This window comes from Streptomyces sp. NPDC089424, assembly GCF_044749345.1.
Taxonomy (GTDB): Bacteria; Actinomycetota; Actinomycetes; order Streptomycetales; family Streptomycetaceae; genus Streptomyces.
On the sequence record NZ_JBIVHU010000002.1, the window covers coordinates 206,674 to 230,607 of the forward strand.

At 69.0% G+C, this 23,934-nt stretch carries 16 protein-coding genes; 10 read left to right on the forward strand and 6 right to left on the reverse strand.

The annotated features are described in order from the left end of the window. Nucleotides 1-56: 56 nt before the first annotated feature. Genes ACIP2X_RS08525 through ACIP2X_RS08540 form a run of 4 tightly spaced genes read right to left on the reverse strand, consistent with a single transcriptional unit; the run spans nt 57 to nt 5,791 of the window. The gene (locus ACIP2X_RS08525; protein WP_401669312.1) at nt 57-1,319 is read right to left on the reverse strand and encodes an ABC transporter substrate-binding protein; all 1,263 of its coding nucleotides are present in this window, start codon (nt 1,317-1,319) and stop codon (nt 57-59) included. Nucleotides 1,320-1,347: 28 nt separating this feature from the next. Then, nucleotides 1,348-4,086, reverse strand: coding sequence for a family 78 glycoside hydrolase catalytic domain (locus tag ACIP2X_RS08530; protein WP_401669315.1), 2,739 nt, complete (start codon nt 4,084-4,086; stop codon nt 1,348-1,350). Continuing rightward, nucleotides 4,083-4,904 carry a carbohydrate ABC transporter permease gene (locus tag ACIP2X_RS08535; protein ID WP_401669317.1) on the reverse strand — a complete coding sequence of 274 codons (822 nt, stop codon included), beginning with the start codon at nt 4,902-4,904 and terminating at the stop codon, nt 4,083-4,085. The genes ACIP2X_RS08530 and ACIP2X_RS08535 overlap by 4 nt, the downstream gene beginning before the upstream one ends. After that, nucleotides 4,901-5,791 carry a carbohydrate ABC transporter permease gene (locus tag ACIP2X_RS08540; protein ID WP_401669319.1) on the reverse strand — a complete coding sequence of 297 codons (891 nt, stop codon included), beginning with the start codon at nt 5,789-5,791 and terminating at the stop codon, nt 4,901-4,903. The genes ACIP2X_RS08535 and ACIP2X_RS08540 overlap by 4 nt, the downstream gene beginning before the upstream one ends. 318 nt (nt 5,792-6,109) lie before the next feature. Between ACIP2X_RS08540 and ACIP2X_RS08545 the strand changes: the two genes are divergently transcribed. Both ACIP2X_RS08545 and ACIP2X_RS08550 read left to right on the forward strand, forming a co-directional pair. After that, nucleotides 6,110-7,147, forward strand: coding sequence for a LacI family DNA-binding transcriptional regulator (locus ACIP2X_RS08545; RefSeq protein WP_401669321.1), 1,038 nt, complete (start codon nt 6,110-6,112; stop codon nt 7,145-7,147). A gap of 540 nt (nt 7,148-7,687) precedes the next feature. Beyond that, nucleotides 7,688-8,509 (forward strand): SDR family NAD(P)-dependent oxidoreductase, encoded by an 822-nt coding sequence (locus tag ACIP2X_RS08550; RefSeq protein ID WP_401669323.1) that lies wholly within the window; start codon nt 7,688-7,690, stop codon nt 8,507-8,509. Between the two features lie 751 nt (nt 8,510-9,260). On the opposite strand, the gene ACIP2X_RS08555 is transcribed toward ACIP2X_RS08550, so the two are convergent. Continuing rightward, on the reverse strand, nt 9,261-10,868 hold the full coding sequence (locus ACIP2X_RS08555) for a helix-turn-helix domain-containing protein (RefSeq protein ID WP_401669326.1): 1,608 nt from the start codon (nt 10,866-10,868) through the stop codon (nt 9,261-9,263). Nucleotides 10,869-11,007: 139 nt separating this feature from the next. On the opposite strand from ACIP2X_RS08555, the gene ACIP2X_RS08560 reads away from it, so the two are divergent. The 8 genes from ACIP2X_RS08560 to ACIP2X_RS08595 all read left to right on the forward strand — a co-directional run bounded on the left by ACIP2X_RS08560 (nt 11,008) and on the right by ACIP2X_RS08595 (nt 21,749). After that, the gene (locus ACIP2X_RS08560; protein WP_401669328.1) at nt 11,008-12,876 is read left to right on the forward strand and encodes an SIP domain-containing protein; all 1,869 of its coding nucleotides are present in this window, start codon (nt 11,008-11,010) and stop codon (nt 12,874-12,876) included. A 75-nt stretch (nt 12,877-12,951) separates the two neighbouring features. Then, the gene (locus tag ACIP2X_RS08565) at nt 12,952-13,944 is read left to right on the forward strand and encodes an ABC transporter substrate-binding protein (RefSeq protein WP_401669330.1); all 993 of its coding nucleotides are present in this window, start codon (nt 12,952-12,954) and stop codon (nt 13,942-13,944) included. A 77-nt stretch (nt 13,945-14,021) separates the two neighbouring features. Next, the gene (locus ACIP2X_RS08570) at nt 14,022-15,077 is read left to right on the forward strand and encodes a FecCD family ABC transporter permease (protein ID WP_401669332.1); all 1,056 of its coding nucleotides are present in this window, start codon (nt 14,022-14,024) and stop codon (nt 15,075-15,077) included. Further along, on the forward strand, nt 15,074-16,132 hold the full coding sequence (locus ACIP2X_RS08575; protein ID WP_401669335.1) for a FecCD family ABC transporter permease: 1,059 nt from the start codon (nt 15,074-15,076) through the stop codon (nt 16,130-16,132). The genes ACIP2X_RS08570 and ACIP2X_RS08575 overlap by 4 nt, the downstream gene beginning before the upstream one ends. After that, a complete protein-coding gene (locus ACIP2X_RS08580; protein WP_401669338.1) occupies nt 16,129-17,016 on the forward strand; it encodes an ABC transporter ATP-binding protein in 888 nt (295 codons plus the stop codon). The genes ACIP2X_RS08575 and ACIP2X_RS08580 overlap by 4 nt, the downstream gene beginning before the upstream one ends. Continuing rightward, nucleotides 17,009-18,217, forward strand: coding sequence for an alpha/beta hydrolase (locus ACIP2X_RS08585; protein ID WP_401669340.1), 1,209 nt, complete (start codon nt 17,009-17,011; stop codon nt 18,215-18,217). Before ACIP2X_RS08580 ends, ACIP2X_RS08585 begins: the two co-directional genes overlap by 8 nt. After that, entirely contained in the window at nt 18,214-19,995 is a 1,782-nt protein-coding gene (locus ACIP2X_RS08590) for an ABC transporter transmembrane domain-containing protein (protein ID WP_401669342.1), read from the forward strand. The genes ACIP2X_RS08585 and ACIP2X_RS08590 overlap by 4 nt, the downstream gene beginning before the upstream one ends. Continuing rightward, on the forward strand, nt 19,992-21,749 hold the full coding sequence (locus ACIP2X_RS08595; protein WP_401669345.1) for an ABC transporter ATP-binding protein: 1,758 nt from the start codon (nt 19,992-19,994) through the stop codon (nt 21,747-21,749). Before ACIP2X_RS08590 ends, ACIP2X_RS08595 begins: the two co-directional genes overlap by 4 nt. 449 nt (nt 21,750-22,198) lie before the next feature. Here the strand turns inward: ACIP2X_RS08595 and ACIP2X_RS08600 are convergent, their stop codons facing one another. Next, nucleotides 22,199-23,722 carry a multicopper oxidase family protein gene (locus tag ACIP2X_RS08600; RefSeq protein ID WP_401669348.1) on the reverse strand — a complete coding sequence of 508 codons (1,524 nt, stop codon included), beginning with the start codon at nt 23,720-23,722 and terminating at the stop codon, nt 22,199-22,201. Between the last annotated feature and the right edge of the window lie 212 nt (nt 23,723-23,934).

Here is a 23,934-nt window from a genome sequence, read left to right on the forward strand (position 1 = left end):
ACGGAGTCGAACTCACATCGCAGGGGCAGCACTTGCGCCCCGGCGGTCGGTCTGGGTCAGGAGCCGGTCTTGTAGTCGGCGTCCATGGCCTGGAGTACCTGCTTCGGGGTGGACTGTCCGCTGAAGATCTCCTGCAGGCCGCTGAGCATGGTCTGCTGCACCTTGGCGTTGGGCCAGAGCTGGTCCATGAAGGGGACGGTGCGGTCGCCGTTGACGAATGTGGACACCTCGGCAAGCGAGGGGTCGGGGGTGAAGCCGGTGTCCGACAGGGTCGGAAGGCCGCCTTGTGTCTTCACGAAGAGGTTCATGCCCGCGGGCGACATGACGAAGTCGACGAATTTCAGGGCGAGGTCTTTGTTCTTGGTCTTGGCGTTGACTCCGTAGCCGGTGCCTCCTGCGGCGGGCATGAGGAATTCCGAGGCGGTGTCGGTGGCCGGGAGTGCCTTGACGGTGAACCTCCCGTTGGGGTTCTTGCCTTTGAGCAGGGCGATGACCCAGTTGCCCTGGATGATGCCGAGAGCCTTGCCGGTGGCGGCGAGTTCCTGGCTGGCCTCGTAGCTGGTGCCCAGCGGATCCTTCTGGAAGCAGCCGGACTTGTCCATCTGCTGGTACTTGGCCATGGCCGTGGTCCACGGCGAGTCCGCGAAGGTGGCCTGGCCTGCCTGCATCTTCTTGTCGAAGTCCGGGTCGGGGCCGTAGACGGTGGTGGCGACCAGGGCGTAAAGGACGATCTGGGTGACCCAGTTGTCCTGGATACCGAGTGCGAAGGCAGGGGTTCCCTTGGCTGCGGCACCCTTGCAGAAGTCAAGGAGTTCGGTCCAGGTGCCGGGTGGGGTGAGGCCTGCCTTGTCCAGAGCGTCCTGGTTGTAGACGGCGCCGATGCCGTTGAGTCCGAAGACGCCGTTGTAGGTCTTTCCCTCGTACTGGGCAACGGTCTTGACCGCGTCGGGCAGCTTCGACGCCCACGGGCGGTCCGACAGGTCGAGCAGGTAGCCAGGCTTGGCCAGCACATAGGTGGCCGCGGGGTTGCCGTTGCCCGGCCAGACCGACATCACGTCCGGACCGGTCCCGGAGGCGAGCCGGGTTCTGATCTGCTGCTGGTACTGGTCGGCGCTGCTGACGGTGAGGCGTACGTCGATTCCGGGATTGGCCTTCTTGAAGGCCTCGACGACGGGCTCGATGGATCCCTGATCCTGCGAGGCGATGGTGAGGGTGGTCGAGGTTTTCCCGCCCGCGGCGTTGGTGCCGCCGCTACACGCTGCAAGAAGGCCGGCGGCCGTCACTGCCGCTATCGCAGCGGACAGTCTGGTTCTGATCATGGTGTCTCCCATGGGGAAGGGGCTGCGATCACGAGAGGATCGGTGAAGTCAGCACCGGGGCAGCGGCGCTGACGACGTAGTGGCCTGAGGCCGGCCGAAGAGCGGCTCCGGCCGGACGGGGTACGAGGCTGAGGACGCCTGGCCGGCCGGCAGCGGGTACGGCGCCTTCGCGGACGCTGCTGAGGTCGGGCGTGGGTACGAGCAGCGTGGCGGTGGCGCCTGGAGGCACGGTGCAGGTCACCGTGAGCAGGCCGTCGGCCAGGTCCCATCCGCAGGTGACGTGCCCGCGGGCGGTGTCCTGTTCGGCGCGGGCCCAGGTGAGCCTGCCTCCGGGCTGAGGTCGCAGCAGCAGCTCGCTGTAGGCGACCGAGGAGGGGGTCTGGTCGATGCCGGCGACGCGGCCGAAGAGCCAGTCGCCGATACTGCCCAGGCTGTAGTGGTTGAAGGAGTTCATCGCGGCGGCCTGGAAGCCGCCGTGGTCGGTCCAGCCGTCCCAACGTTCCCAGATGGTGGTGACGCCGTGGCGGATCGAGTGTTGCCAGGAGGGATCTGCGTCCTGGTGCAGCAGGGCGTAGGCCAGGTCGGCACGGCCGTGCTCGGCCAGTACCGGGCAGTGGAGGGCGGTGCCGACGAAGCCTGTGGTCAAGGTGGTGTTCCGCTCTTCGATGTCGGCGGCCAGGTGGCTGACCGCGGCTTCGACGAGGCGCTCGGGCAGGAGGCCGAAGGCCAGGGCCAGCAGGTATCCGGTCTGGGTGCCTCCTTCGATGCTGCCGTCGGCGTGGACGTAGGACTCGATGAAGACCGTTCGGATAGCGGCGTGGAGCATCCGGAAGTGCGTGGCTTCCCGCGTGCGGCCCAGGACTTCGGCGGTGTCGGCGACGATCCGGGTGCTGTGGGCGAAATATGCGGTCGCCAGCACGTCGCGGGGTGTGGTGACGCCGACCTGCAGCCAGTCGCCGTAGGAGTTTCCGGTGCGGTGCCGCCACCGGAGGTCGGGATGGTGACGTCGGACGTGTTCCACCCAGGCGGCCATCGCGTCGAAGGAGCTCTCAAGGGCGTGTCGGTCGCCGTAGGCGCGCCACAGGAACCAGGGAATGATCACTCCGGCGTCGCCCCAGGCAGGGGCCGCCTCACAGGCGAGGGTCATGACGGGGGCGACGTCCCTGAAGGCGCCGTCGTCGTCCTGTCCGTCGAGCACGTCGCGCATCCACCGTGCGAAGAAGGCGCTGACGTCGGCGTTGCGGCTCGCGGTCGGGGCGAAGATCTGGGCGTCGGCGAGCCAGCCGAGCCGCTCGTCGCGTTGCGGACAGTCGGTGGGCACCGCGAGGAAGTTTCCCCGCTGTCGCCAGGCGATGTTCGACTGCAGTTGGCTGACCATGAGGTCGGAAGACTCGAAGCTGCCGGTCCATGGTGTGTCGTTGTGCACGACGCGGGCCGTGACGTCGGCGGCGGCAAGAACGCCCGGGTAGGGGTCGATCTCGGCGTGGCGGAAGCCGTGGACGGTGAATTGCGGTTCGAACATCTCGATACCGGTGCCGCCGGCGATGTAGACGTCGCTGGCCTGGGCGCGACGGAGATCGTCCAGGTACAGCTCGCCGTTGTCGAGGACCTCTGCGTGGCGCAGGACGATCCGCTGTCCTCGTTCGGCGTCGCGGACGGTCAGCTGGACGCGGCCGACGAGGTTCTGCCCGAAGTCCACGATGTACCGGCTGTGACCGCGGTGGTGCACGTCGATGGCCGGCAGATTCCGGGTGACGCGGATGGGGTGGTCGGGCTCGGCGACCAGCGGTCCAGGGTCGGTTTCGACAACGGCGGCAGGGCGGAAGCCCGCAGGGACCCGGCCGGGTGCGTCCCAGCCGGCGGTGTGCCGGCGGGCGTCGACGGTCTGGCCCATGAGCAGGTCGGCCGAACGGATGGAGCCGGGCTGCTCGGCCCGTTGCGGACCGGTCGCAACCACCTGGCGCGAGCCATCGGTGAGGTCCATGACCAGCTGGGCCAGGACGGCCGGGCGGTCCCCGTAGTGCTGCGCTGCGCGGCGCGGATCGAACCCGACATACCCGCTCCACCAGCCATCGGCGACGACGACGGCCAGGACATTGGCGCCGTCCGTGACCAGGTCGGTGACGTCGTAGGTCTGGTACTGCAATCGGCGACGGTACTCGGTCCGGCCCGGTGACAGTTCGCTGTCGCCGATGCGGGAGCCGTTCAGGCGAGGCTCGTAGACACCGCGTGCCGTGGCGTACAGGCGCGCTCGCGCTGGCCTGCTGGGCGCGTGGAAGGCGCGGCGCAGTTGCAGGGGCGGGGACTGCAGTGACGAGGCTTCGGGGTCGTCGTCCTGTGGTGGGTCGTAGGGGGGAAGGGTGGCCAAGTCGCGGCCTACCCACACGCCCAGCCAGTCCGCGCGGTCCAGCAGGCCGGTTTCGAACCAGGACCGGGCGGTGCCCCCGCGGGCGCCGTTCTCGTCCCAGGCCTCGACTCGCCAGTGGTAGCGAGTGGCCGATGCCTGGGCCGGTCCGTCCAAGACGATGAGCAGGGTGCCGGGCGATGCACGGCGACCGCTGTCCCAGAGCAGGCAGCCTTGGGTGTCGAGGTCGGTGGGGTGTGCGGCGACGGTGATGCGGTAGGCGCTCTGGGCTGCGCCGCGGCGCCGACAGCGGAGTTTCCAGGAGAGCCTCGGGTGCCGCTCCCCTACCCCAAGGGGTGCGTCGCGCTGCTCCGTCTGCAGTGCGTAGGGAGTGAGGAGCGACGGGTTCATGGCGTCGGTCATCCCTTCAGCCCTCCGGCGAAGCCGCTGATGATGCTGCGCTGCAGCGCGAAGTAGACGGCCAGGATCGGCACGATGCTGATCGCCAGGGCGGCGAAGACGAGGTTCCAGTCGGTGACGTACTGGCCGAAGAATCCGGCGATCGCCACTGGCATGGTCTGCTGGGTGCTGCCGCTGAGATACAGCAGCGGGGTGAAGAAGTCGTTCCATACCGCGACGACATTGAGGACGAGCGCGGTCAGGGTGATCGGTTTGAGCATGGGCAGCACCACGTGGCGGAAGCTCTGTGCCGGCGTGCAGCCGTCGATGAGGGCCGCGTCTTCGAAGTCGCGGGGCAGGGCGCGCAGGAATCCGGTGTAGAGGAAGGTGGTGAAGGGAACTTGCAGGCCCGAGTAGAACAGGATCAGTGCCCAGGGGGTGCCCAGCAGGCCGAGGTCGCGCATCGTCTGGTAGAGCGGCAGCGCGGCCAGTTGAAAGGGCAGTATCAGTCCGAGCATGATCAGCAGGAACAGTCCGCGTGACCATCGTGCGGTCGAGCGGGCCAGCGGGTAGGCGGCGAACGAGGACACCGTCAGGATGATGAGCACGCTTCCGGCGGTGACCAGGACGCTGTTGAACAGTGCGCCGCCCAGGCCGCCTTGCTGCCAGGCTTGGGAAAAGTTGTCGAAGGTGGGCGAGGTTGTCGGCCGGATCGGCGAGGAGGTGTCCGCCACGGGCCGCACGGCCAGGTTGACCAGCACGTAGACGGGGAAGGCGACCACCAAGGCGACGGCGATCATGGCCAGTTCGAGTGCGAAGGTGCGCTTGCGGTAGCGGGTCATGAGGCGGCTCTCTCTCCGCGGGCCAGGACGAGGTACTGCCCGGTGGAGGCAACCGCCACGATGATCGTGAGGACGACTGCCAGAGCGATGCTGTATCCGAACTCGCCCAGGGTGAAGGCGTCCTTGTAGATCAGTGTGGACAGGGTGTCGGTGGCGTGGCCGGGGCCTCCCCCGGTCAGGGCGTGGACCTGGTCGAAGAGTTTGATCCCGCCGATGACCGACAGCATCAGATTGATCGTGAAGGCGGGGGCCAGCAGGGGGCAGGTGATGGACCAGAACCGGCGGACGGGGCCGGCTCCGTCGATGTCGGCTGCTTCATGGATCTCCTGTGGCACAGACTGCAGTCCCGCCAGGAAGATGACCATGGAGTAGCCGCCGAACTGCCACACGATGACGCCCACGATCGACCAGAGGGCCAGTTGTGGGTCGCCGAGCCAGTTCTGCTGCAAGGAGTCCAGGCCGACCGCGCCGAGGAGGCTGTTGACTGCGCCGCTCGGGCCGAGCAGGTTGCGCCAGAGGTAGGCGGTCACGATCGGGGTGATCACGGCCGGGGCGAAGAGCAGGACCCTCAGCAGGTTGCGGGTCTTGATGAGGCTGTTGACCCCGAGTGCCAGCAGGAGCCCGAACAGGTTCTGGATGATGGTGACCGACACCGCGATCAACAGGGTGTGCCAGATGGCTTGCACCGCGTTCGGGTCGTCCAGTATGCCCGTGAAGTTGTCGAGGCCGACGAAGGAGAAGTCCGGGTCGAGGCCGTCCCAGTCGGTGAAGGCGTAGTACACCCCGCGGGCGCTGGGCACCAGGACGACGAAGGCGAACAGCGCCATCGCCGGTGCGGCGAACCACCATGGGGAGGTGGTCCGGCGCGGGGAGGGCCGTTTGCCCATGGGGGGTCTGGGGGCGACGGTGGTCGGCCGCGACAGCTGATCGCGGGAGGCTGTAGGCACTGGTGACGCCCCGTTCTTAAAACGTTTCAATTTCGTGGGTAACGTTCCCCAAAACGTGCGACAGACCCTAGGGAGGGGTCCACGAGACGTCAAGATGTCGCACACGATCAACTGGCGCTCCCTACGCCGCAGTCGGGCCCGTCCTGCCGTGAGCTGCCGAAAGAGACTGCTGGACGGTACGGTTCGTCGACGAGATGGCCACGCAGGGCTGTCCGCCCGGTGGGGAACGTTTCCTACGTGAGTCCTGGAGGGAGCCCGATGGAACCGCCCGCGCAGCCCAAGCGCGTCACCATCGTCGACGTCGCACGGCATGCTCAGGTGTCCACCACGGCAGTGTCCAAAGTGCTGCGCAACGCCTACGGGACGAGCCCTGAGATGCGCGCGAAGGTCCGTCAAGCCATAGACGAACTGGGATACCGCCCCTTCGCCGGGGCACGAGGCATGCGGGGCCAGACGTACACAGTCGGCGTGATGCTGCCCGACATCCGCAACCCTTTCTTCCCCGACATCCTCGACGGCATCACCGACGCCCTGTGGGACACCGACTACCGGGTCCTCATGGCGCCGGGGCGTAACGGCGAGGAGGCGGAAGCCAAGGTCACCGACGCCATGATCGACCGCGGGATGGACGGCTTGATCCTCGTTGCCCCCATATCACCGCGGTCCCATCTCGAAAGCGTCGCCGGCGTCGTACCCACAGTCGTCGTCGGCCGGCACGGCCAATCCGCCGCGTACGACACGGTCTCCGACGACGACCTGGCCGGCGCAGCCCTCATCGTCGACCACCTCGCCGATCTCGGGCATCGCCGCATCGCCCACATCGAGCACGCCGAGACCGACCCCAGCCGCCTTGCCGAGATGCCCAACGCCATCCGCGCCGACGGCTACCGACGGGCAATGCGAGCCCGCGGGCTGGAAGAGGAGATCGCGGTCGTCTCCACCACTTACACCCAGGAAGGCGGATACCTCGGCGCGCAGCAACTACTCGCGCGAGACCCCCGGCCCACCGCCATCTTCGCCGGCGCGGACATCGTTGCCATGGGAGTCCTGCAAGCCGTATCCGAGGCCGGCCTCCAAGTTCCCGGCGACATCTCCATCACCGGTTACGACAACACCACCTTCGCCGCCCTCGGGCCCATCTCTCTCACCAGCGTGGACCAGGCAGGCCGTCTGATCGGCGCAAACTCCGCCCAACTCCTCATCGCCCGCATCCGCGACCGAACCCGCCCCACCGCCCAGATCAAGTTCTCCCCCACCCTCGTCTCCCGACGCACCAGCTCTCCCCCGCCCAGCTGACTCCCCGTGGTCAAAACGAGCTGACCGGGAACAGCAACTCGACGGAGCAGTTCTCCGACGCGCCAGATTGCCGGCTCGTAAGGTGCGGCTCTGGGAAGCAAGAGTGCGCTTCTCGCGCCTACTTGGCAGCGGGACGTCTGACGTTCGCCGGAGGGCACCACGTCCCGCCCTCCGCAGACGAACTGCCGGGCCGCGTCGCTCTGAATGGCTCGCCCGTCAAAAACCCGTATGAACATGTCAGAGCTCCGTCATAGGACGGGATCCCGGCTTGCCCGGGGCGTACGGCAGGGCTTCCATGGACTTCGTGAACAGCGCCTGGCTTCTCTTGGACCGACCGCCGAGTCCCACTCGGCCGTCGTGTCCTGAGCCGCGCTGACAGGAAGCGCCCTGCGTCCCGCCGACGCGTGTCCGCCGACTCCGCTTCCTGATACATGAGGGGCGCCGTGATCAACTCCGGCGCCCCTCATGCTTCCTTGCCCTCCGCACGTCCGCCGCCCCTAGCCGGGCCGTGCCGGCGTGCCCGCAACCCCGGATTGGATCATGTCCGACTCAAGCCTGTCCTCCTTCTCCGACCGCACCGTCATGGTGACCGGCGCCACCACCGGCATCGGCTACGAGACCGCGCGCCGACTCGCCGAGCGCGGCGCGACCGTGCTGCTGCACGGCCGTACCGCCGAGGAGTCCCGCGCGGCCGCCGACGCCCTCGTCGCAACGGCGGGCATCGACGCGGACCGCCTGTGCACATACGCCGCCGACTTCACCCGCCTCGACGAAGTCGAGACCCTCGCGCACAAGGTGGTCGCCGAGCACCCCCACCTGGACGTCGTCGTCAACAATGCGGCCATGGCCGCCCCGGAACGGCACACCGTCACCGCCGACGGCAACGAGATCGCCTTCCAGGTCAATTTCCTCGCCCACTACCTGCTGACCTGCCTGCTCGAGCCGGCGCTCACCACCGAGCCGGGGGGCCGCGTCGTCAACGTGTCATCGGCTCTGCACCGCACGGCTTCGATTCAGTGGGCCGACCCCAACCGCGCCCGTCGCTACTCCCGGCTCGCTGCCTACGCCCAGTCCCAACTGGCCCTGACGGTGTTCACGGCCGACCCCCGTGTCACCGCGGTCTCCGTGCATCCCGGCGCCTGCGACACCGCGCTGCTCCCCTTGTATGCCCACGAAGGCACCACGCCCGCCGAGGGCGCCGCACACGTCGTCCGGCTGTGCGACCCGGCCGTCGAGATCGTCAACGGCGCCTACTACGACCGCGACGAACGTGTCGCCCCCGCACCGGCCGCCACCGAGGACCGCACGGTCAAACGCCTCAACAAACTCGCCGACCTCTTGGTCGGCCGCAGCACCACCTGAAGCACACCGCACAACACGGGAGTTGACCGCAATGTCGAAACGAGCCCGCAAGAAGAGGACCCGCCGCAAGAAGAAGGCAAACCACGGAACCAAGGCCGGTCAACGCTAGGCCCGGCGTCCCAGAGCGGTCGCCGAGGAGCGGAACACGCGTTCCCCGGCGCCCGCCCTTCCCATGCGAGTTCTCCATGCCTCACCCCCGCACCGTTGCCGCCCGCGGATCCATGCTCGGTCCATCGGCACATGAGGCTGTCGCGGATATGGAGCGGTGGCAGACCGAGACGGGCTGGCTGTACCTGGTAGGGCTGCCGTCGTACCGAGACCTTGACGGCGGCAGGGTGGAGGCGGCGGAGTACCGGGTGTGGGTCCGCGTGCCAATGTTGCGCGGCATCCGATCACACGCGCCTCCCACACCCCGAAAACCGCCGGCAGACGACTCCACCGTCACCGAGCGCACATCTACGTACCGCTCCCCCACCCAAAGGCCAGAGACGCCACGCCCTGCACCACGTCACCGACTCTCCGCCCCCAGCAACGCCGGGGGCTTCTTCAGTCTCACTCGAGCCGCCGGACGGCCGCTGCGGACCTGGGGCTACTGGGAGGCGGGCACCGACGGCCCCGAAGAGGTGGTCGGCGCGTCCTGGCCCCGGCTGCGGGTGTGTACGGCACCGACGGCCGGCCGGTCACGGTGGAGCCCGCCCCGTCACCTACCGCATGGTGCGCTCCGCCGACTTCGAGCGGAGCCGGCATCCTGTCAGCGGCTGTTGGCCACCTCGCGTTCCTGATACTCGCGTGCGGAGAGCCCGTGGAAGCGGGAGAAGGCGGCGCTGAACGTGGGGAGGTGGGCGTATCCGATCCGGCGCGCGACGGCGCTGGGCGGGGCGCCCCCGGCGAGCAGGTCGCGGGCGATGCGCATGCGGGCGGCGTAGCGCCAGCGGCTGAGTGTCATACCGGTCTCGTCGCGGAAGGCGCGGTGGATCTCGGCACGGACATCGACATCATGCGTACTGCCAGGCTCGCGGATACGGCGCAGGTACTCCATCGCGACGGCACGCGCGCGCGGATCGGTCGGCATCGGCACCGACAGCGCTCGCTGTACGGCGATCTGTTCCGTGAACAGGTCGAGGATGTGGAGGGGGTTGTGAGCGTGGGGACGCAGAGGGGACCGGGCGCTGATCGAGCAGAACATCAAGTAGTCGTTCCACGCGGGCGAGAATCGCACCTGCAGCGGCGCGGTCAGGTGGAGGTCGGCGGTACTGGCGTTGCCCAGCGGCAGGGAGACGGAGTTCTCGCGGAGGCCGGTGACATGCTCCAGGTCCGCCGGGATCCAGGTCGCCACGCCCCGCTCCCGCTCGTAGCGCTGGTCGCCGATGTCCAGGTACCCGCTGCCTCGGTACATCCAGCTGAGGACGTGAATGTCGTTGGTATGTGACGGCGTGCTGGCCGCGGGCAGGGTCTCAGGCGCGGCGGGAGTGTCCGTCTCGCGCATCATCCGGATCAGGTGGTCGGTCTGCCGTGCCGCCGCCGCCCGTTGCGTCAGCCCACCGGCGCCAGGCCGGACGGACAGTTCCCGTCCGAACTCGTGGGGGGTGAGTCCGAATTGTGCCTTGAAGGCCCGCGTGAGGCCGTTGCGGCTGGCGAAGCCCACCAGAGCGGCCACTTGGTCCACGTCGTAATGGGCGGCGAGGAACTCCACGGCGGCACCGAGCCGGCAGAGCAGCCGCCACCGCTCGAACGTGAGCCCGGTGTCGGCGAGGAAGTCACGGCGTAGGGTCCGCGCGCTGCAGAGCACCCGCGCTGCCCATCGCTCGACGGTGAGGTCGAGCCCGGGGTCGCGCATCAGTTCCTCAGCGACCGCTCTGGCGCCGCGGGCTCGCGGCATCGCCGGCGAGGCGAACCCCTCCTGGCTTGCCTCTCGCCCGACCACTGCGGGCGCCGGCGGGCGCGAGCCGGGGCGACTGAGAAGCTCTTCGATCGCCTCCAGGGAGTACCCGCGGCCGCTGAACGGAGTGACCTGCATGTTGAAGAGCTGGATCAACCAGTCCTGCCAGCCGCTGGGAACCTCGAACCGCGTCAGTTCCGACAACCCCCGAGAGCCGACACCGGCCGGGGGAGACAGCGGGAAGGCGACCGTGCCCGGCTCAGTGGTGATCGCCCGCTCCGCCCGGCCGTCCGCGGGAATCCAGGCGCCTTCGCCGGCCCTGAGATGGAGCACCGGCCCGCCGTCCAGGCGTACATGTGCGGTGCCGGTGCGCACCCACAGCAGCAGCGGTCGAACGGGCGCGTCCGCCGTATTCCAGCGCGACCCCGGAATCGGCGGAGGGCAGCTGGAACCTGCGGCGAACGAGGAGGGCAGGACCATGTCCTAACCGTACGGCAGTCTGCGCACGCTATTCGAAGTAAGGTTGCCCTAACCTTACCTCTGCGCCCCCCTGATACCGGCGCGCAGCTCCTGCCCTCGAAGCCCGTGCCTCGAACGATGAGAAAGTCCGGTTTCCCGCATGCCCAAGACCTCGCGCCGGCTCACCGTGCACCCGCCGACCCTGCGTGAGGTCGAGGTGGTCCGGACTGCCGACCTCACCCCGGGAATGCGGCGCGTCACGCTGAGCGGCGATCAGCTGCGCGCTTTCACCACCGCGGCCGGCTTCGCGCGGCCGGCCTTCGAGTCCGAGGGGTTCGACGACGACCTCGGGCTCTACTTCCCGTACCCCGGTCAGAGCGATCCGGTGCTCCCGGTCCAGGGTGAGGCCAAGCTGACCATGCCCAAAGATCCTCGACCGCTGTCGCGGACCTACACGGTCCGACGGTGGGACCCCGAGACGGGCGAGCTGGACGTGGACTTCGTCAAGCACGGGGTGGGCGCGGGAACGACGTGGGCCTACCGCACCCGGCCGGGCGACCGGATCCACCTCAGCGGCCCGAGCACGTCGAAAGCATGGCCGGTCGGCGCCGACTGGTGGCTCGTGGCAGGCGACGACACCGCACTCCCCGCGATCGGCCGCCTGCTCGACGAGCTCCCGTACGACTCCCGGGCGCAGGTCTTCATCGAGATCGCCGAGGACGCCCACCGCCAGGAGCTGCGTGAGCTGCCCGGGGTGGACGTGACGTGGCTGGTCCGCCCCGCAACGACGACGGCCGGTACCGCCTCGCCGCTCACCGCGGCCGTCCGCGATGCGCAATGGTGGCCGGGCCAGGCGTTCGCCTGGCTGGCCGGCGAACACACGGCGGTCCGGGACATACGCCGGCACCTGGTCGAGGAACGTGGCGTGCCCAAGGAGGACATCGACTTCGCCGGCTACTGGCGTCGCTCCTCGGTCGTCGCCCTGGACAGCGACGGGGCGATACCCGACCCGGAGAGGACGGTCACGCCGTTCCAGAAGCTCCATGACCTGACCGAACTCGTCGCGCCGATCGCGATCCGCACCGCCGTCGATCTGGGTCTTCCCGACCTCATCTCCCGCGGCGTGACCGGCGTGACAGAGCTGGCAGCCAAGGCCGGCGCCGACGAGCGCGCCCTGGGCAAGCTGCTGCGTTACCTGCACACCCTGGACGTGGTGACCGAGACCGAACCGCGTCACTATGCGCTGACACCGGTCGGTGATGTCCTCACCCTCGACTTCATCGCCGACAGGCTCCACTCCGACGGAGTGGTCGGTCGCGAGCTGCTCGGCATCCACGGACTCACGGAGTCGGTCCGCACCGGCCGACCCGCCTACGCCTCGGTCACCGGGCAGACCTTCGCCGATGTGCGAGCCGAGCAGGGCTACGAGGACCGCCACTTGGAGCGCCTCGCGAAGTTCCAGCCCGCGCTCGCGGGACCGATCGCCACGTCCGACCTGCTCGCCGGAGTCAGGCACCTGGTGATCCACTCCGGTGGTGCCGGTGCTCACGCCCGTGAGTACGTCGCGGCCCACGAGAGCTTGCGCGTGACGATCTGCGCGCTGCCTGCCCAGGCCGACTGGCTGCGCCGCGACCTGCCCGCCACGATTCCCGACGAGCGGCAGCGCACGCGGGTCTGCGTGCTTGAGCAGTCCGTCTTCGAGCCCGGCCCGGCAGCCGACGCCGTGCTCATCAGCCGCGCCTTCAAGACCCTGCCCGACGCCGACGCCGCTCACGCACTGCGCCGGGCAGCCGAGAACCTCACCCCCGGCGGACGAGTGCTGCTGATCGAGGAGGTCTTCGACACCGACGGCCTCGACGAGCACGACGGCGAAGCAGACCTGATCGGCCTGGTCTGCCACGGCTCCGGCCTTCGCACAGCGGCGGAGCTGGACGCCGTCATCGCCCGGGCCGGCCTCACGCGCAGGTCCGCGCGGACCGTCGGCCTGGGCGTCACCGTCCACGAACTCGTCCGCTGCACCGCCGACTGATCCCCTCCACCGCTGACTGATCCCCTCCACCCGGGAAAACCCCTCCACCCGGGCAAGAAGAGAGAGAAAAACATCATGAGCAGCACCCCCGTAGCCAGGCGCGGCACGGCCCTTGCCGCCGCACTGATGAGCGCGTCGCTCGTCCTCACCGCCTGCGGCAGTGAAGGCGAGGACACCGGCGACAAGGCCGCCGAGACCCGTAGAGTCAAGGCCGAGAACGGCACCGTCGAGATTCCCGCCGCCCCCCGGCGGATCGTCACGATCGGCAACACGAACCTCCCCTTCATCGACCTGGGCGGCAAGCCGGTGGGCGTCACCGAGGTGTCCGACTCCGAACTCGACGTGCTGCCCGCAGAACAGAAGGCCGCGTACGAGGCAGCCGAGGTCGTCGGCAGCAACGGCGGTGAGGTCGACCTCGAGAAGCTCGCCGGCCTCGAGCCGGACCTCATCCTGGTCCAGTTCCACTCGAACGACTGGGACAAGGTCGGCAAGCGACTCGAGTCCATCGCCCCGACCGTGCTCTGGGGGCTCGACACCGAGTGGAAGACATTCGCCGGCGAGATAGCGGAGGCCGGCAACGTCACGGACGCGCTCAGCCGGCAGACGGAGCAGTTCAAGGAGAAGGTCGCCAAGATCCAGAAGACCTACCGCAAGACCATCGACGACACCTCGTTCGTCGACGTCTCCCGCGGAGACTGGAGCGATCCGGGAACGTTCTACGTCGCGGACATCGGATGCTCCGAGATCGCCCGGGACGACCTCGGCTTCGACCTGCCCGAGGCGGCCGAGGGCAAGGACCCCCTGGCCTACGAGTCCCTGCCGTTCGAGCAGATCGGTGAGCTGTCCAAGTACGACGTGATCACCTACCCCGTCGACGCCGAAGGCCGCCCGACCGAGCCCTTCGTTCCGGTGACCAAGACCAACTCCTGGAAGGCGCTGCCCGCCGTGAACTCCGGTCGCGCGCTGGGAGTCTTCTGCCCCGGCAACAACTCCTACGGGCCCGTCCTGCAGTACCTGGACTCGCTCGACCGTGCCCTGGCGACGCTCGCGCACGACGACGCCAACTGACCCTCATCAACGAAGGAAAAGAAGAGCACGGCGATGGAGTCGCTCAAGGAGAAGCCCGGAAGGTTGCCCGAGGCCGGATGAAGCTCGTGGACACAACGCAAACGTCGGCTCTCGCAGAGGAGCGGCAGCCGCCGGTCTCGTATCGACGCCGCCGGGTCATCGGACTGGTCGCAGCCCTCACCGTGTTGATCGTGCTGATGATGCTCAGCGTGATGGTCGGCTCCAAAACGATACCGGTCCCGGTGATCTGGGACGCGCTCTTCAACCCGCCCTCCCGACCTGACCAGTTCGCGATTCGTGACTTCCGGCTGCCGCGCACGATCGTGGGTCTGGTCGTCGGCGTCGCACTCGGCCTGTCGGGCGCGCTCATCCAGGCGCTCACCCGCAATCCCCTGGCCGATCCGGGCATCCTCGGCGTGCACGCCGGTGCATCGTTCGCGGTGACGGTTGCGGTGGGAGTGCTGGGCGTACGTGAAGCCCAGGGCTACATGTGGTTCGCGTTCGCGGGGGCGCTGATCGTCACGCTCCTGGTGCTTGCTCTCGGGTCGACCCGGAAGGGTTCCTCGCCGGTGGTCATGGTGCTCGCCGGGGTCTGCGTCGGCGCCGTGCTCGGCGGCGCCAGGGAAGCCCTCCAGTTGACCGACCCGGACGCCTTCGACGCGATGCGGAACTGGAACGCCGGGTCGATCGCGGGTCGCCCGCTCGACGTCGTATGGCCGATCCTGCCGTTCTTCGCGGTGGCGCTCGTTCTCTCCTTCGCGGTGTCGGGCCCGCTCAACGCTCTGGCACTGGGTGACGAGTTGGCGGTCGCCCAGGGGGTCCGGCTGGCACGCACCCGTGTGCTCGCGGTGATCGCCCTCACCCTCCTCGCAGGTGGTGCCACCGCGATCGCCGGACCCATCGGATTCGTCGGACTCATGGTGCCGCACATGGCCCGCTGGATCGTCGGCCCGGACCAACGCTGGATCTTCGCCTACTGCGTCCTCCTGGCGCCGAGCCTGCTGCTGGTCTCCGACATCCTCGGCCGCATCGTGATGAGACCCGGCGAGATCCCCGTGGGCATCGTCACCGCGTTCGTCGGCGCTCCCGTCCTCGTCGCGGTGGTGCGGCGGAAGAAGGCGAGCGGACTGTGAACACACACATTGCGCGGGTGGACTTCGGGCGGCGGGTGCTGGTGCTGCGGCGCGGGCGGATCGCGGTCCGGCTCCAGTGGCGCTCGGTCGTCGTCTGTACGGTGCTCGCGGTCGTGGTCGCCGGTACGGCGGTGCTCGGGCTGATGACCGGCTCGTACTCGCTGAGTCCCGGGCAGGTGCTCTCCGCGCTGACCGGCCAGGAGACCGGCTTCGTCCGCGAGATCGTGGTCGAGTGGCGGCTGCCCCGGGTCGCCGCGGCGCTGGTGTTCGGCGCGGCTCTGGGGGTGAGCGGGGCCGTTTTCCAATCACTGTTGCGCAACCCTCTCGCCGACCCCGGCATCATCGGGCTCTCCCAGGGCTCCTACACCGGCGCACTGGTCGTGATCCTGGTCGTCAACGGCACCTACACGCAGCTGGTCGGCGGGGCGCTGCTGGGCGGGATGGCCACCGCCGTGGGCGTGTACGTGCTCGCCTACCGGCGAGGGGTGCAGGGGTTCCGGCTGATCGTCGTCGGCATCGGAGTCTCGGCGATGCTCGAGTCGCTCAACACCTGGCTGATCCTCAAGGCCGACCTGGACCAGGCGATGTCCGCGGCCGCGTGGGGTGCTGGGTCGCTCAACGGCGTGTCCTGGAACCAGGTCGTCATCGGCGGCGCCTGCATCACCGTACTCCTGCTGCTTGCCGGGATGTTGAGCCAGCCGCTGCGGCAGCTGCAGCTGGGTGACGACGTAGCCGCCGCACAAGGAGTACGGGTCTCGGCCGCGCGCCTCGGCCTGATCCTGGTGGGTGTGGCGCTGACGGCGACGGTCACGTCCGTGTCGGGGCCGATCGCGTTCATCTCCCTGGTCGCCCCGCAGATCGCACGCCGGCTCGCCCGCACCGCCGGCATCACCCTCGCTCCCGCCGCTTTCGTCGGGGCGCTGCTGTGCCTGGCGTCGGACTACCTCGCCCAGCACATCGCCCCCACCCCGCTGCCGGTCGGCCTCATCACCGTCGTGCTCGGCGGCGGCTACCTGGGATACCTGCTGTTCACCGAAGCAAGGAGACGCCTGTGAGCGCGCAGACGCCTGTCAGCACAGTCCCCACCGGCCCCGCGCGCCTGCGCGTGGAGTCGGCGACGATCGGCTACGAGCAGCGGATCATCTCCGAGCGTCTCTCGGTGGAGATCCCCGACGAGTCGTTCACCGTCATCGTCGGCCCGAACGCGTGCGGCAAGTCCACCCTGCTGCGCGGCCTGTCCCGACTGCTGAAGCCGTCGGCCGGGCAGGTCGTCCTGGACGGTGCCGGCATCAACTCGTACAAGACCAAAGAGGTGGCGCGGCGGGTCGGACTGCTGCCGCAGACCTCGACGGCCCCGGACGGGATGACCGTCGCCGACCTGGTGGCCCGAGGACGGTACCCCCACCAAGGATTCATCCGGCAGTGGACCGAGGACGACGAGCGGGCCGTGCTCAGGGCGATGCGCCAGACCTCGGTCACCGACCTGTCCGGGCGCCTGGTGGACGAGCTGTCGGGCGGGCAGCGCCAGCGCGTGTGGGTGGCGATGGCGCTCGCGCAGCACACCGACATCCTGCTGCTCGACGAACCGACCACGTTCCTCGACATCACCCATCAGATCGAGCTCCTTGAGCTGTTCACCGACCTGCACCACGCCGGCCACACCCTGGTCGCCGTACTGCACGACCTGAACCACGCCGCCCGCTACGGCACCCACCTGATCGCCATGAAGGACGGCGCCGTGGTCGCCGAGGGCACTCCGGACGAGGTCGTCACCGCCGAGCTGGTCGAGGAGGTGTTCGGTCTGCGCTGCCTGGTGGTGCGCGATCCGGTGGCCGGCAGCCCCCAGGTGGTGCCGCTCGGCCGCGAACGAACCCAGCACAGGTCCGCTGACTGCAGGCCCGCTGACACCACCGATGCAGAGAGCGCGATACATGTCTGATCCGTCTGTCGATCCGTCTGTCGAGAAGCTGTCGACCGGTGAGTGGAGCCCGGAGAGGTTCCGGCGCCATCTCCAGGAGACGGGCACACCGCTTGTCGAGCGGGTCTGTGCGGACGAGGTGGAGGTGACCTTCGTCGACGAGCCCGGAGACGACACGACAGTCGCCCTCTCGGTGGTGATCGGCCCCAGAATCGCCTTCAACCCGATCGACGCGGAGTTCGCCCCGGTGGCGGGGACGCCGTTTCGCGTGCTCACGCTCCGGATGCGTTCCGACCTGCGCTTCTCGTACGTATTCGTACGACGTGGGCCGGCAGGCGAGCGCGCACAGGTCGCGGATCCGTTCAACCCGCCGCCGAGGTTCTCGCAGTGCTCGGTGGAACGGTTCTCCGGGGCCTCGGTGGCCGCGCTGCCCGACGCACTGCCGTTGCCCTGGCTTGATCAGGCCGAGGCGCGGCCGGCCCCGGCAGTGGAACCTGCCGTGCTGGCGAGCGAGCTCCTGGGAGACGAACGCCGCATCTGGGTCTCGATGCCCCCGGGAGAGTTCCCCGACGAGAGCGCACTGCCCTTCGTGATCCACCTGGACGGGACGCCGGACCACAGCGCCCCGAGCGTGCGTGACGCCTTGGTCCGGGCGGGACTCATCCGGCCCTGCGTGGTGGTTCTCGTCGAGCAGCCTGCGCTGCGGCGCGCCGAAGAACTGCGCTGCGACCCTGCGTTCTCCCGGATGCTGGTCGAAGAACTGCTTCCGTGGCTCCACCACAGGTATCCGCTCTCGCGGGACGCCGGTGACGTCGCGCTGGCCGGTGAGAGCTTCGGCGGTCTGTGCGCCGGCTGGACAGCGCTCCATCACCCGACGGTGTTCGGCAACGCCATCCTCCAGTCCCCGTCGTGCGGGTACCACCCCGACCTCATGTGGGGCACCGAGGCAGGTGAGTTGCTGCGCCGCACCCCCGTACCGACACTGATCGCCGACTGCCTCGCCGCGGAAACGGCGCCACTGCGCGTCTTTCACGACGTCGGTGAGCTGGAGGGCTCGAACACCCACAGTCGCTGGCTTGACCACGTGCTCACCGCGAAGGGCTACGACACCCTCTACAGGGAGTTCGCCGGTGGACACGACTACGCATGGTGGCGAGGACTCTTCGCCGACGCCCTGCTCTGGTGCTTCCCGCTCAGGAGCGGGGACGGGAGCCAGGCGTGAGCAACTCCGCACAGGTCCCGGACGCCGACACCGCACAGATCCCGGGCACCGACACCGCGGGACTGGGACGAGGACCTCTGACCCGCCGTCTGCCCGTGCTGCTGCAGGCACCTCCCCAACCGCGCGAGGCTCCTGCGTACGAGGCCGGGGCGGGCATCACACCAGGTCGGTTCCTGCTGCGTGTGATCTTCTCCGTGAAGCGGGTCACCGTTCCGGCGATGCTGCTCGCGGTCGTCTGGCAGGTGGGCGAGTCGGCGGTCCCTGTGGTGATGGGTGTGGCCATCGACCGGGCGCTGGCGACCGGGAACGCGGGGCAACTGGTGCTGTGGCTCGGCGTGCTGATGACCCTGTACGTGGCGTTGACGATGGCGGCGAAGGTGTCGAACCGGCTGACCTCGTATGCGGTGCAGCTGGTGCAGCACCGCCTGCGGAGCACCCTCTCGACCGCCGTGCTGCATCCGGTCGACGGTGCCGCCCGGCCTCCGGACGGCAGCGTCGTCTCGGTGCTGACCAGCGACGTCGCCCGCCTGGCCAACGGGGTGCTCCTCGTGATCCTGCCGGTCGCGAGGATCGCGGCCATCGGCTTCATCGCCGTGTCGCTGCTGGCGACGCACCGGCTGCTCGGGCTTGTGGTGCTGCTCGGAGCGCCTGTCGCGGTGTGGCTGATGGGTGTGCTCAGCGAGCGGCTCTCCCGGGACACCCGCGCCTACCAGGGGCTCTTGGCCTCCACCGTCGGGCGGGCCACGGATCTGGTCGCCGGCTACCGGGTGGTCAAGGGGATACGCGCCGAAGCCGAGGCGACCAGGAGGTACCGGCAGGCGAGCCAGGAAACCCTCGTCGGGGCCAGGCGCAACGCGGGGCTACTGGGAAGGTTCCTCGCAGGCTCGGGTGCGGTCACCGGCACGTTCGTCGCCGCGGTGATGGGGCTGGCGGGCTGGTTCGCCGTGGGCGGGCGGCTGAGCATCGGCGAGCTGATCGCCGCTGTCGGCCTCACCCAGGCGATGTTGCCGCAGATCCAGTCGATCGCGAGCGCCTCCATCCCCAACCTCGCCGGAGCCCGCGCCGCGTCCGCGCGCGTCATCGACGTGCTGCGCGGCAACGGCGAGGAGAGCAGAAGGGGGAGCCCCGGGCAGGACGACAGGACGGAGGCAGAGGTCGCGCAGCTGCCGGTGGTGGAGGTGTCCGCGCCAGGCGCGACGATCCGGGTGGACCCCGGCGAGTTCGTGGGAGTACGCGCTGACGACCGGACCGCCGCCCGCATCGCCCAGGCACTGCTGGACCCGCGGGCCGGCGGCGAGGTGGAGGCGCGGCTCGACGGACTCCCGGCGCGGGAGCTGACCGCGCAGGAGTACCGCTCCCGGGTAACGGTCGCCCCGCACCGGGCCACATTGTTCAGCGGAACGATCCGCGACAACCTCACCGCCGGCGCCGGCACGCCCGTGCAGGTCGATGTCGCGGTGCGAGCTGCGGCATGCGACGACTTCGCCGCCGATCTCGACCTCCCGGTCGGCGAGGACGGCAACCGCCTCTCCGGTGGCCAACGCCAGCGGATCGCGCTCGCCCGGGCACTGGCGAGCGATGCCCCGGTGCTCGTGCTGCACGACCCGACCACGGCAGTGGACCCGGTCACCGAGCACGCGATCGCGGTGCGTCTGCGCGACGTCCGCGCGGGCCGCTCCACGCTGCTGATCACCTCGTCCCCGGCACTGCTCGGGCGCTGCGACCGCATCGTCGACCTGCCCGAGGGCGCACCCTTGCGCGGAAGGACGGTGGGATGAGCGTGGCAACCGATACGACCGGGCACGCGCTACCCGTCGCGGGCGGCCGGGCGACGGCCAGGGAGGTTCTGCGGCTCAGCCGCGGACACCGGCTCCGGCTCGCCGCCGTCGGCGTGGTCGGGATCGTCAGCACCGCCATCGACCTGATCCCGCCGGTGGCGATCGGGTACCTCGTCGACCGGGTGCAGGCGGGCACCGCGGATCTCGGCACCGTGCTGACGGTCACGGCCGTCATGGCGCTCTCGGGCGTCCTCGGCGCCGCGGGCACCGCGGTGGCGATCGTGCACGCCACCCGCATCTACCACACCGTCCTCGCAGCGCTGCGCGAACGGCTCGTCAGCCGCGCCATGTTGCTCCCGCAGCACCTCGTCGAGCGCGCCGGTACCGGGGACCTGATATCCCGGTCCAGCGACGACGTCACCGCCGTCGCCGATGCCGCTCCCACGGTGATCCCCGCACTCACCGTCACCGCCTTCACCATCATGGTGTCGCTGGGCGGGCTCGCGGCGCTGGAATGGCCCTATGCGGCCGCGTTGGCCGTCGTGCTGCCCGTCTACGCGCTCGCCATGCGGTGGTACCTGCGCACCGGGCCTGGGGTGTACCGGGCCGAGCGTGCGGCGATGAGTGGGCGTGCCCAGCAGATCCTCGAATCCCAGCGCGGCTACGCCACCGTCCTCGGCTTCGGGCTCGCCGAGCACCGTCATCGCGCCGTGCTGACGGACTCCTGGGGCGTCGCGGTGCAGTCGCTGCGGGCGCGCACCGTGCAGAGCATGCTCAACGCCCGGCTCAACCTCGGCGAATGCCTGAGCCTGGCCGCCGTGCTCGTCGTCGGATTCCTCCTGATCGACCACGGATCCTCAACCGTCGGCGGCGCCACCACCGCCATGCTGCTCGTGCTACGCCTGCTGGGGCCGGTCAACCAGTTGCTGTTCGTCATCGACACCCTCCAGTCGGCCCTCGCATCGCTGAGCCGCATGATCGGAGTCGTCACGATCCCGACGGTGGACGACGCGGCCGACGCGTCGACGACGCCGACGGACATGGCCACCGCCGTACGGCTCCACGAGGTCGCGTTCCGCTACGCCGACGGTCCACTCGTCCTCGACGACATCCGCCTCGACATCCCGGCTGGTGAGCACCTCGCGATCGTCGGCCCGTCCGGGGCAGGAAAGACCACGCTCGCCGCTGTGATCGCGGGCGTTCACCGACCTGACGACGGGACAGTGACACGTCCAAGCCGCACTGCGGTGATCACCCAGGAGATACACGTGTTCGCCGGGACGCTGCGGGAGAACCTCACGCTCGCCGCCCCCGAGGCTACCGACGGCGACATCCGCGCCGCGCTCGAGACCACCTGCGCGGCCGAGCTACTGGACCTGTCGGCGGATGCCCTCGACACGGTGGTCGGCACCGGCGGACATCCGCTCACCGAGGCACAGGCGCAACAGCTAGCCCTCGCCCGCCTGCTCCTCGCCGATCCCGAACTGGCGATCCTCGACGAAGCCACGGCCGAGGCCGGTTCCGCCCACGCCGAGCGGCTGGATCGCGCCTCGGAGGCGGTCCTTGCCGGCCGGGCCGGCATCGTGATCGCTCACCGGCTCTCCCAAGCCGCTACCTGCGACCGGATCGTGGTCATGGACGCCGGCCGCGTCATCGAGACCGGCACCCATGACGAACTCCTCACCGCCGATGGCACATACGCGCGGCTGTGGGCGGTGTGGCAAGCCGGGCAAGACATCGGCGCGAACAGGTGAGGGGTTGCCGGATGGTCTTCTGGCAACGGGGCAGCCTCAACGGGCAGCCGCTGCACGTATCTGCTCAGCATCCTGCTGCCGCCCCGGCTGACGCGCACGAGGCGGTGGTGACGCGGAACGGGTGACGGCCTGGCGGGTGTCCTCGCGCGACCGGTCCATGAGGTTGGCGTAGTCATTGCCGCGGTGGCGCCGATGGCAGATGGCTACCCTGGTGACGCCGACGGTGGCCGCGAGGACCGTCGTGCGAGGCTTGCGCGGCTCTTGCGGAAACTGCGCCGCCCGCGCCGGGCGAGGCGCGTCTCTCCCGCGGCGGGAGTGCGCCACTGGGGGCAAGCGCCTCCTCAGGCTGGAGAAGCGTTCGGAGGCTCCCTGCTCCGTCCGCGCACCCCCGGCGGGCTTCGCCGTCACACTGATGGGGAGCCGGAGCCCCGCCTGACCGACGGAACGGCCTACTTCTCGATCTGCAGCACGGACATCATGCCGAGATCCTCGTGGTTGAGGATGTGGCAGTGGAGCACGGTCCTGCCCGAATAGTCCACGAACCGGGTCCGGATCACCATGGTGCCGCGCGGCGGAATGTCCACGGTGTCCTGGAACCCGTAGTTGGGTTTCGACTTGCCGTTGATGCTCATCACCTGGAAGTCGTTGGTGTGGACGTGGAACGAGTGCACCTCGTCGGTGTCGTTTCGGATGGTCCACTCTTCGACCGTGTTCAACTTGACGCGGAAGTCGACGCGGTTGTGGTCGAACTGCTTGCCGTTGACGAAGAACTCGGTACCCGCCGCGTTCTCGGTGTATGTGATCGTCTTACGGTCGGCGACGGAGGCTTTGGCGAGGTCGTCGGTGGGCCCGAAGTTGGTGGGCATGGGCTCGGGGGTCATCGGCTCGCCGGCGGACTCAACGGTGGCGAGGGTCGCCTGCGGGAACTGGTTGCCGGCCTTTCCGCTGTTGTAGGGGAGCGTCAGCAGTTCCCGGGAGCCCTCAGGGCCGCCTTGGACGAGCAGGTCGTAGCGGGCACCCGCTGGAATGACGATCGAGTCGGCCGAGTAGACCTTGTTGACCGGATAGCCGTCCTGGGCCACGACGTAGAACTTCTGGCCCGGCAAGGCGACTTTGTAGAAGATGTTGGCTCCGACGTTGGCGATCCGCCACAGCTGTGTCTCGCCGGGGCGGATCCGGATCCGAGGATTGAGCTGCCCGTTGACGGTCCGCGTGGTCGGCGCGCCCATCTTCAGGTCCTGGGTCTTGATCCGGTCACGGACGATCTGGAAGTCCTTCAGTGCGATGACGTGTTCGGTGATGCCGCGCAGGGGCGGCGGCAGATACTTGTCGAGCCCGTCGACCACGATGATGCCGGAGAGTCCACCGGCGGTCTGAGCCGCCGATTGCGTGTGCGGGTGCGGGTGATACCAGTACGTGCCGGGTTCGAGGCTCTCCGGGAAAAGGTAGGAATATCGGAAGGTCTTTCCCGGTTCGATCGCCAGGAACACATTGTCAGAGTTCCCCGCCGGTGATACGTGCATTCCGTGCACATGTAGATTGGTCTGCTTGTCGAGCTTGTTCTCGAACGTGATCTCCATGCGGTCGCCGGGCTTGAGGCGCAGCGTCGGCGGCATGTACTGGCCGTTGTAGGTCAGGGCCCACAGGCGGCGGCCCGCTAGGTCGACCTTCTTCTGCTCGACGACGATGTGTGTGCGGAGCAGCCCGTTTCGGCTCACCACCTGTGCGGGATCCCGCAGTTCGGTCGTGGCCGGCGCGGTGAGGGCGGCTGACGGGGAGACCGTGGCCAGGTCCGCCGGTGGTGGTGTCGAATGGGAGTGCGTGTCGGCTTCCGGACTTCCGGCACAGCCCGACACCAGAGCGAGAACGGCGAGAAGAGATACGACGGTGGACCAACTCCACGTGAAACGCGCATACATTCCGGGTCGACTCCGTAGCGAAAATCCTTGGCGGGCGGACGAGATTCGTCGCATGCCATCCTGCCTTGGAAGAACTTCCTGCAGAGTAGCGACCCGCGAGTGACCGGAAACGGACTCGAACCCGACACGCGACGTCCCCGCAGCCGCCGAATTTCAGGCCGCATCGCTATGCGGTCCGACTGCGGCGGAGATCTCACTGCCAGGGCGGGTGTGACGCTTGGCGTCGGAGCTTGGCGCCAACTTTGTGATGAGCCGGGCGGGTTATG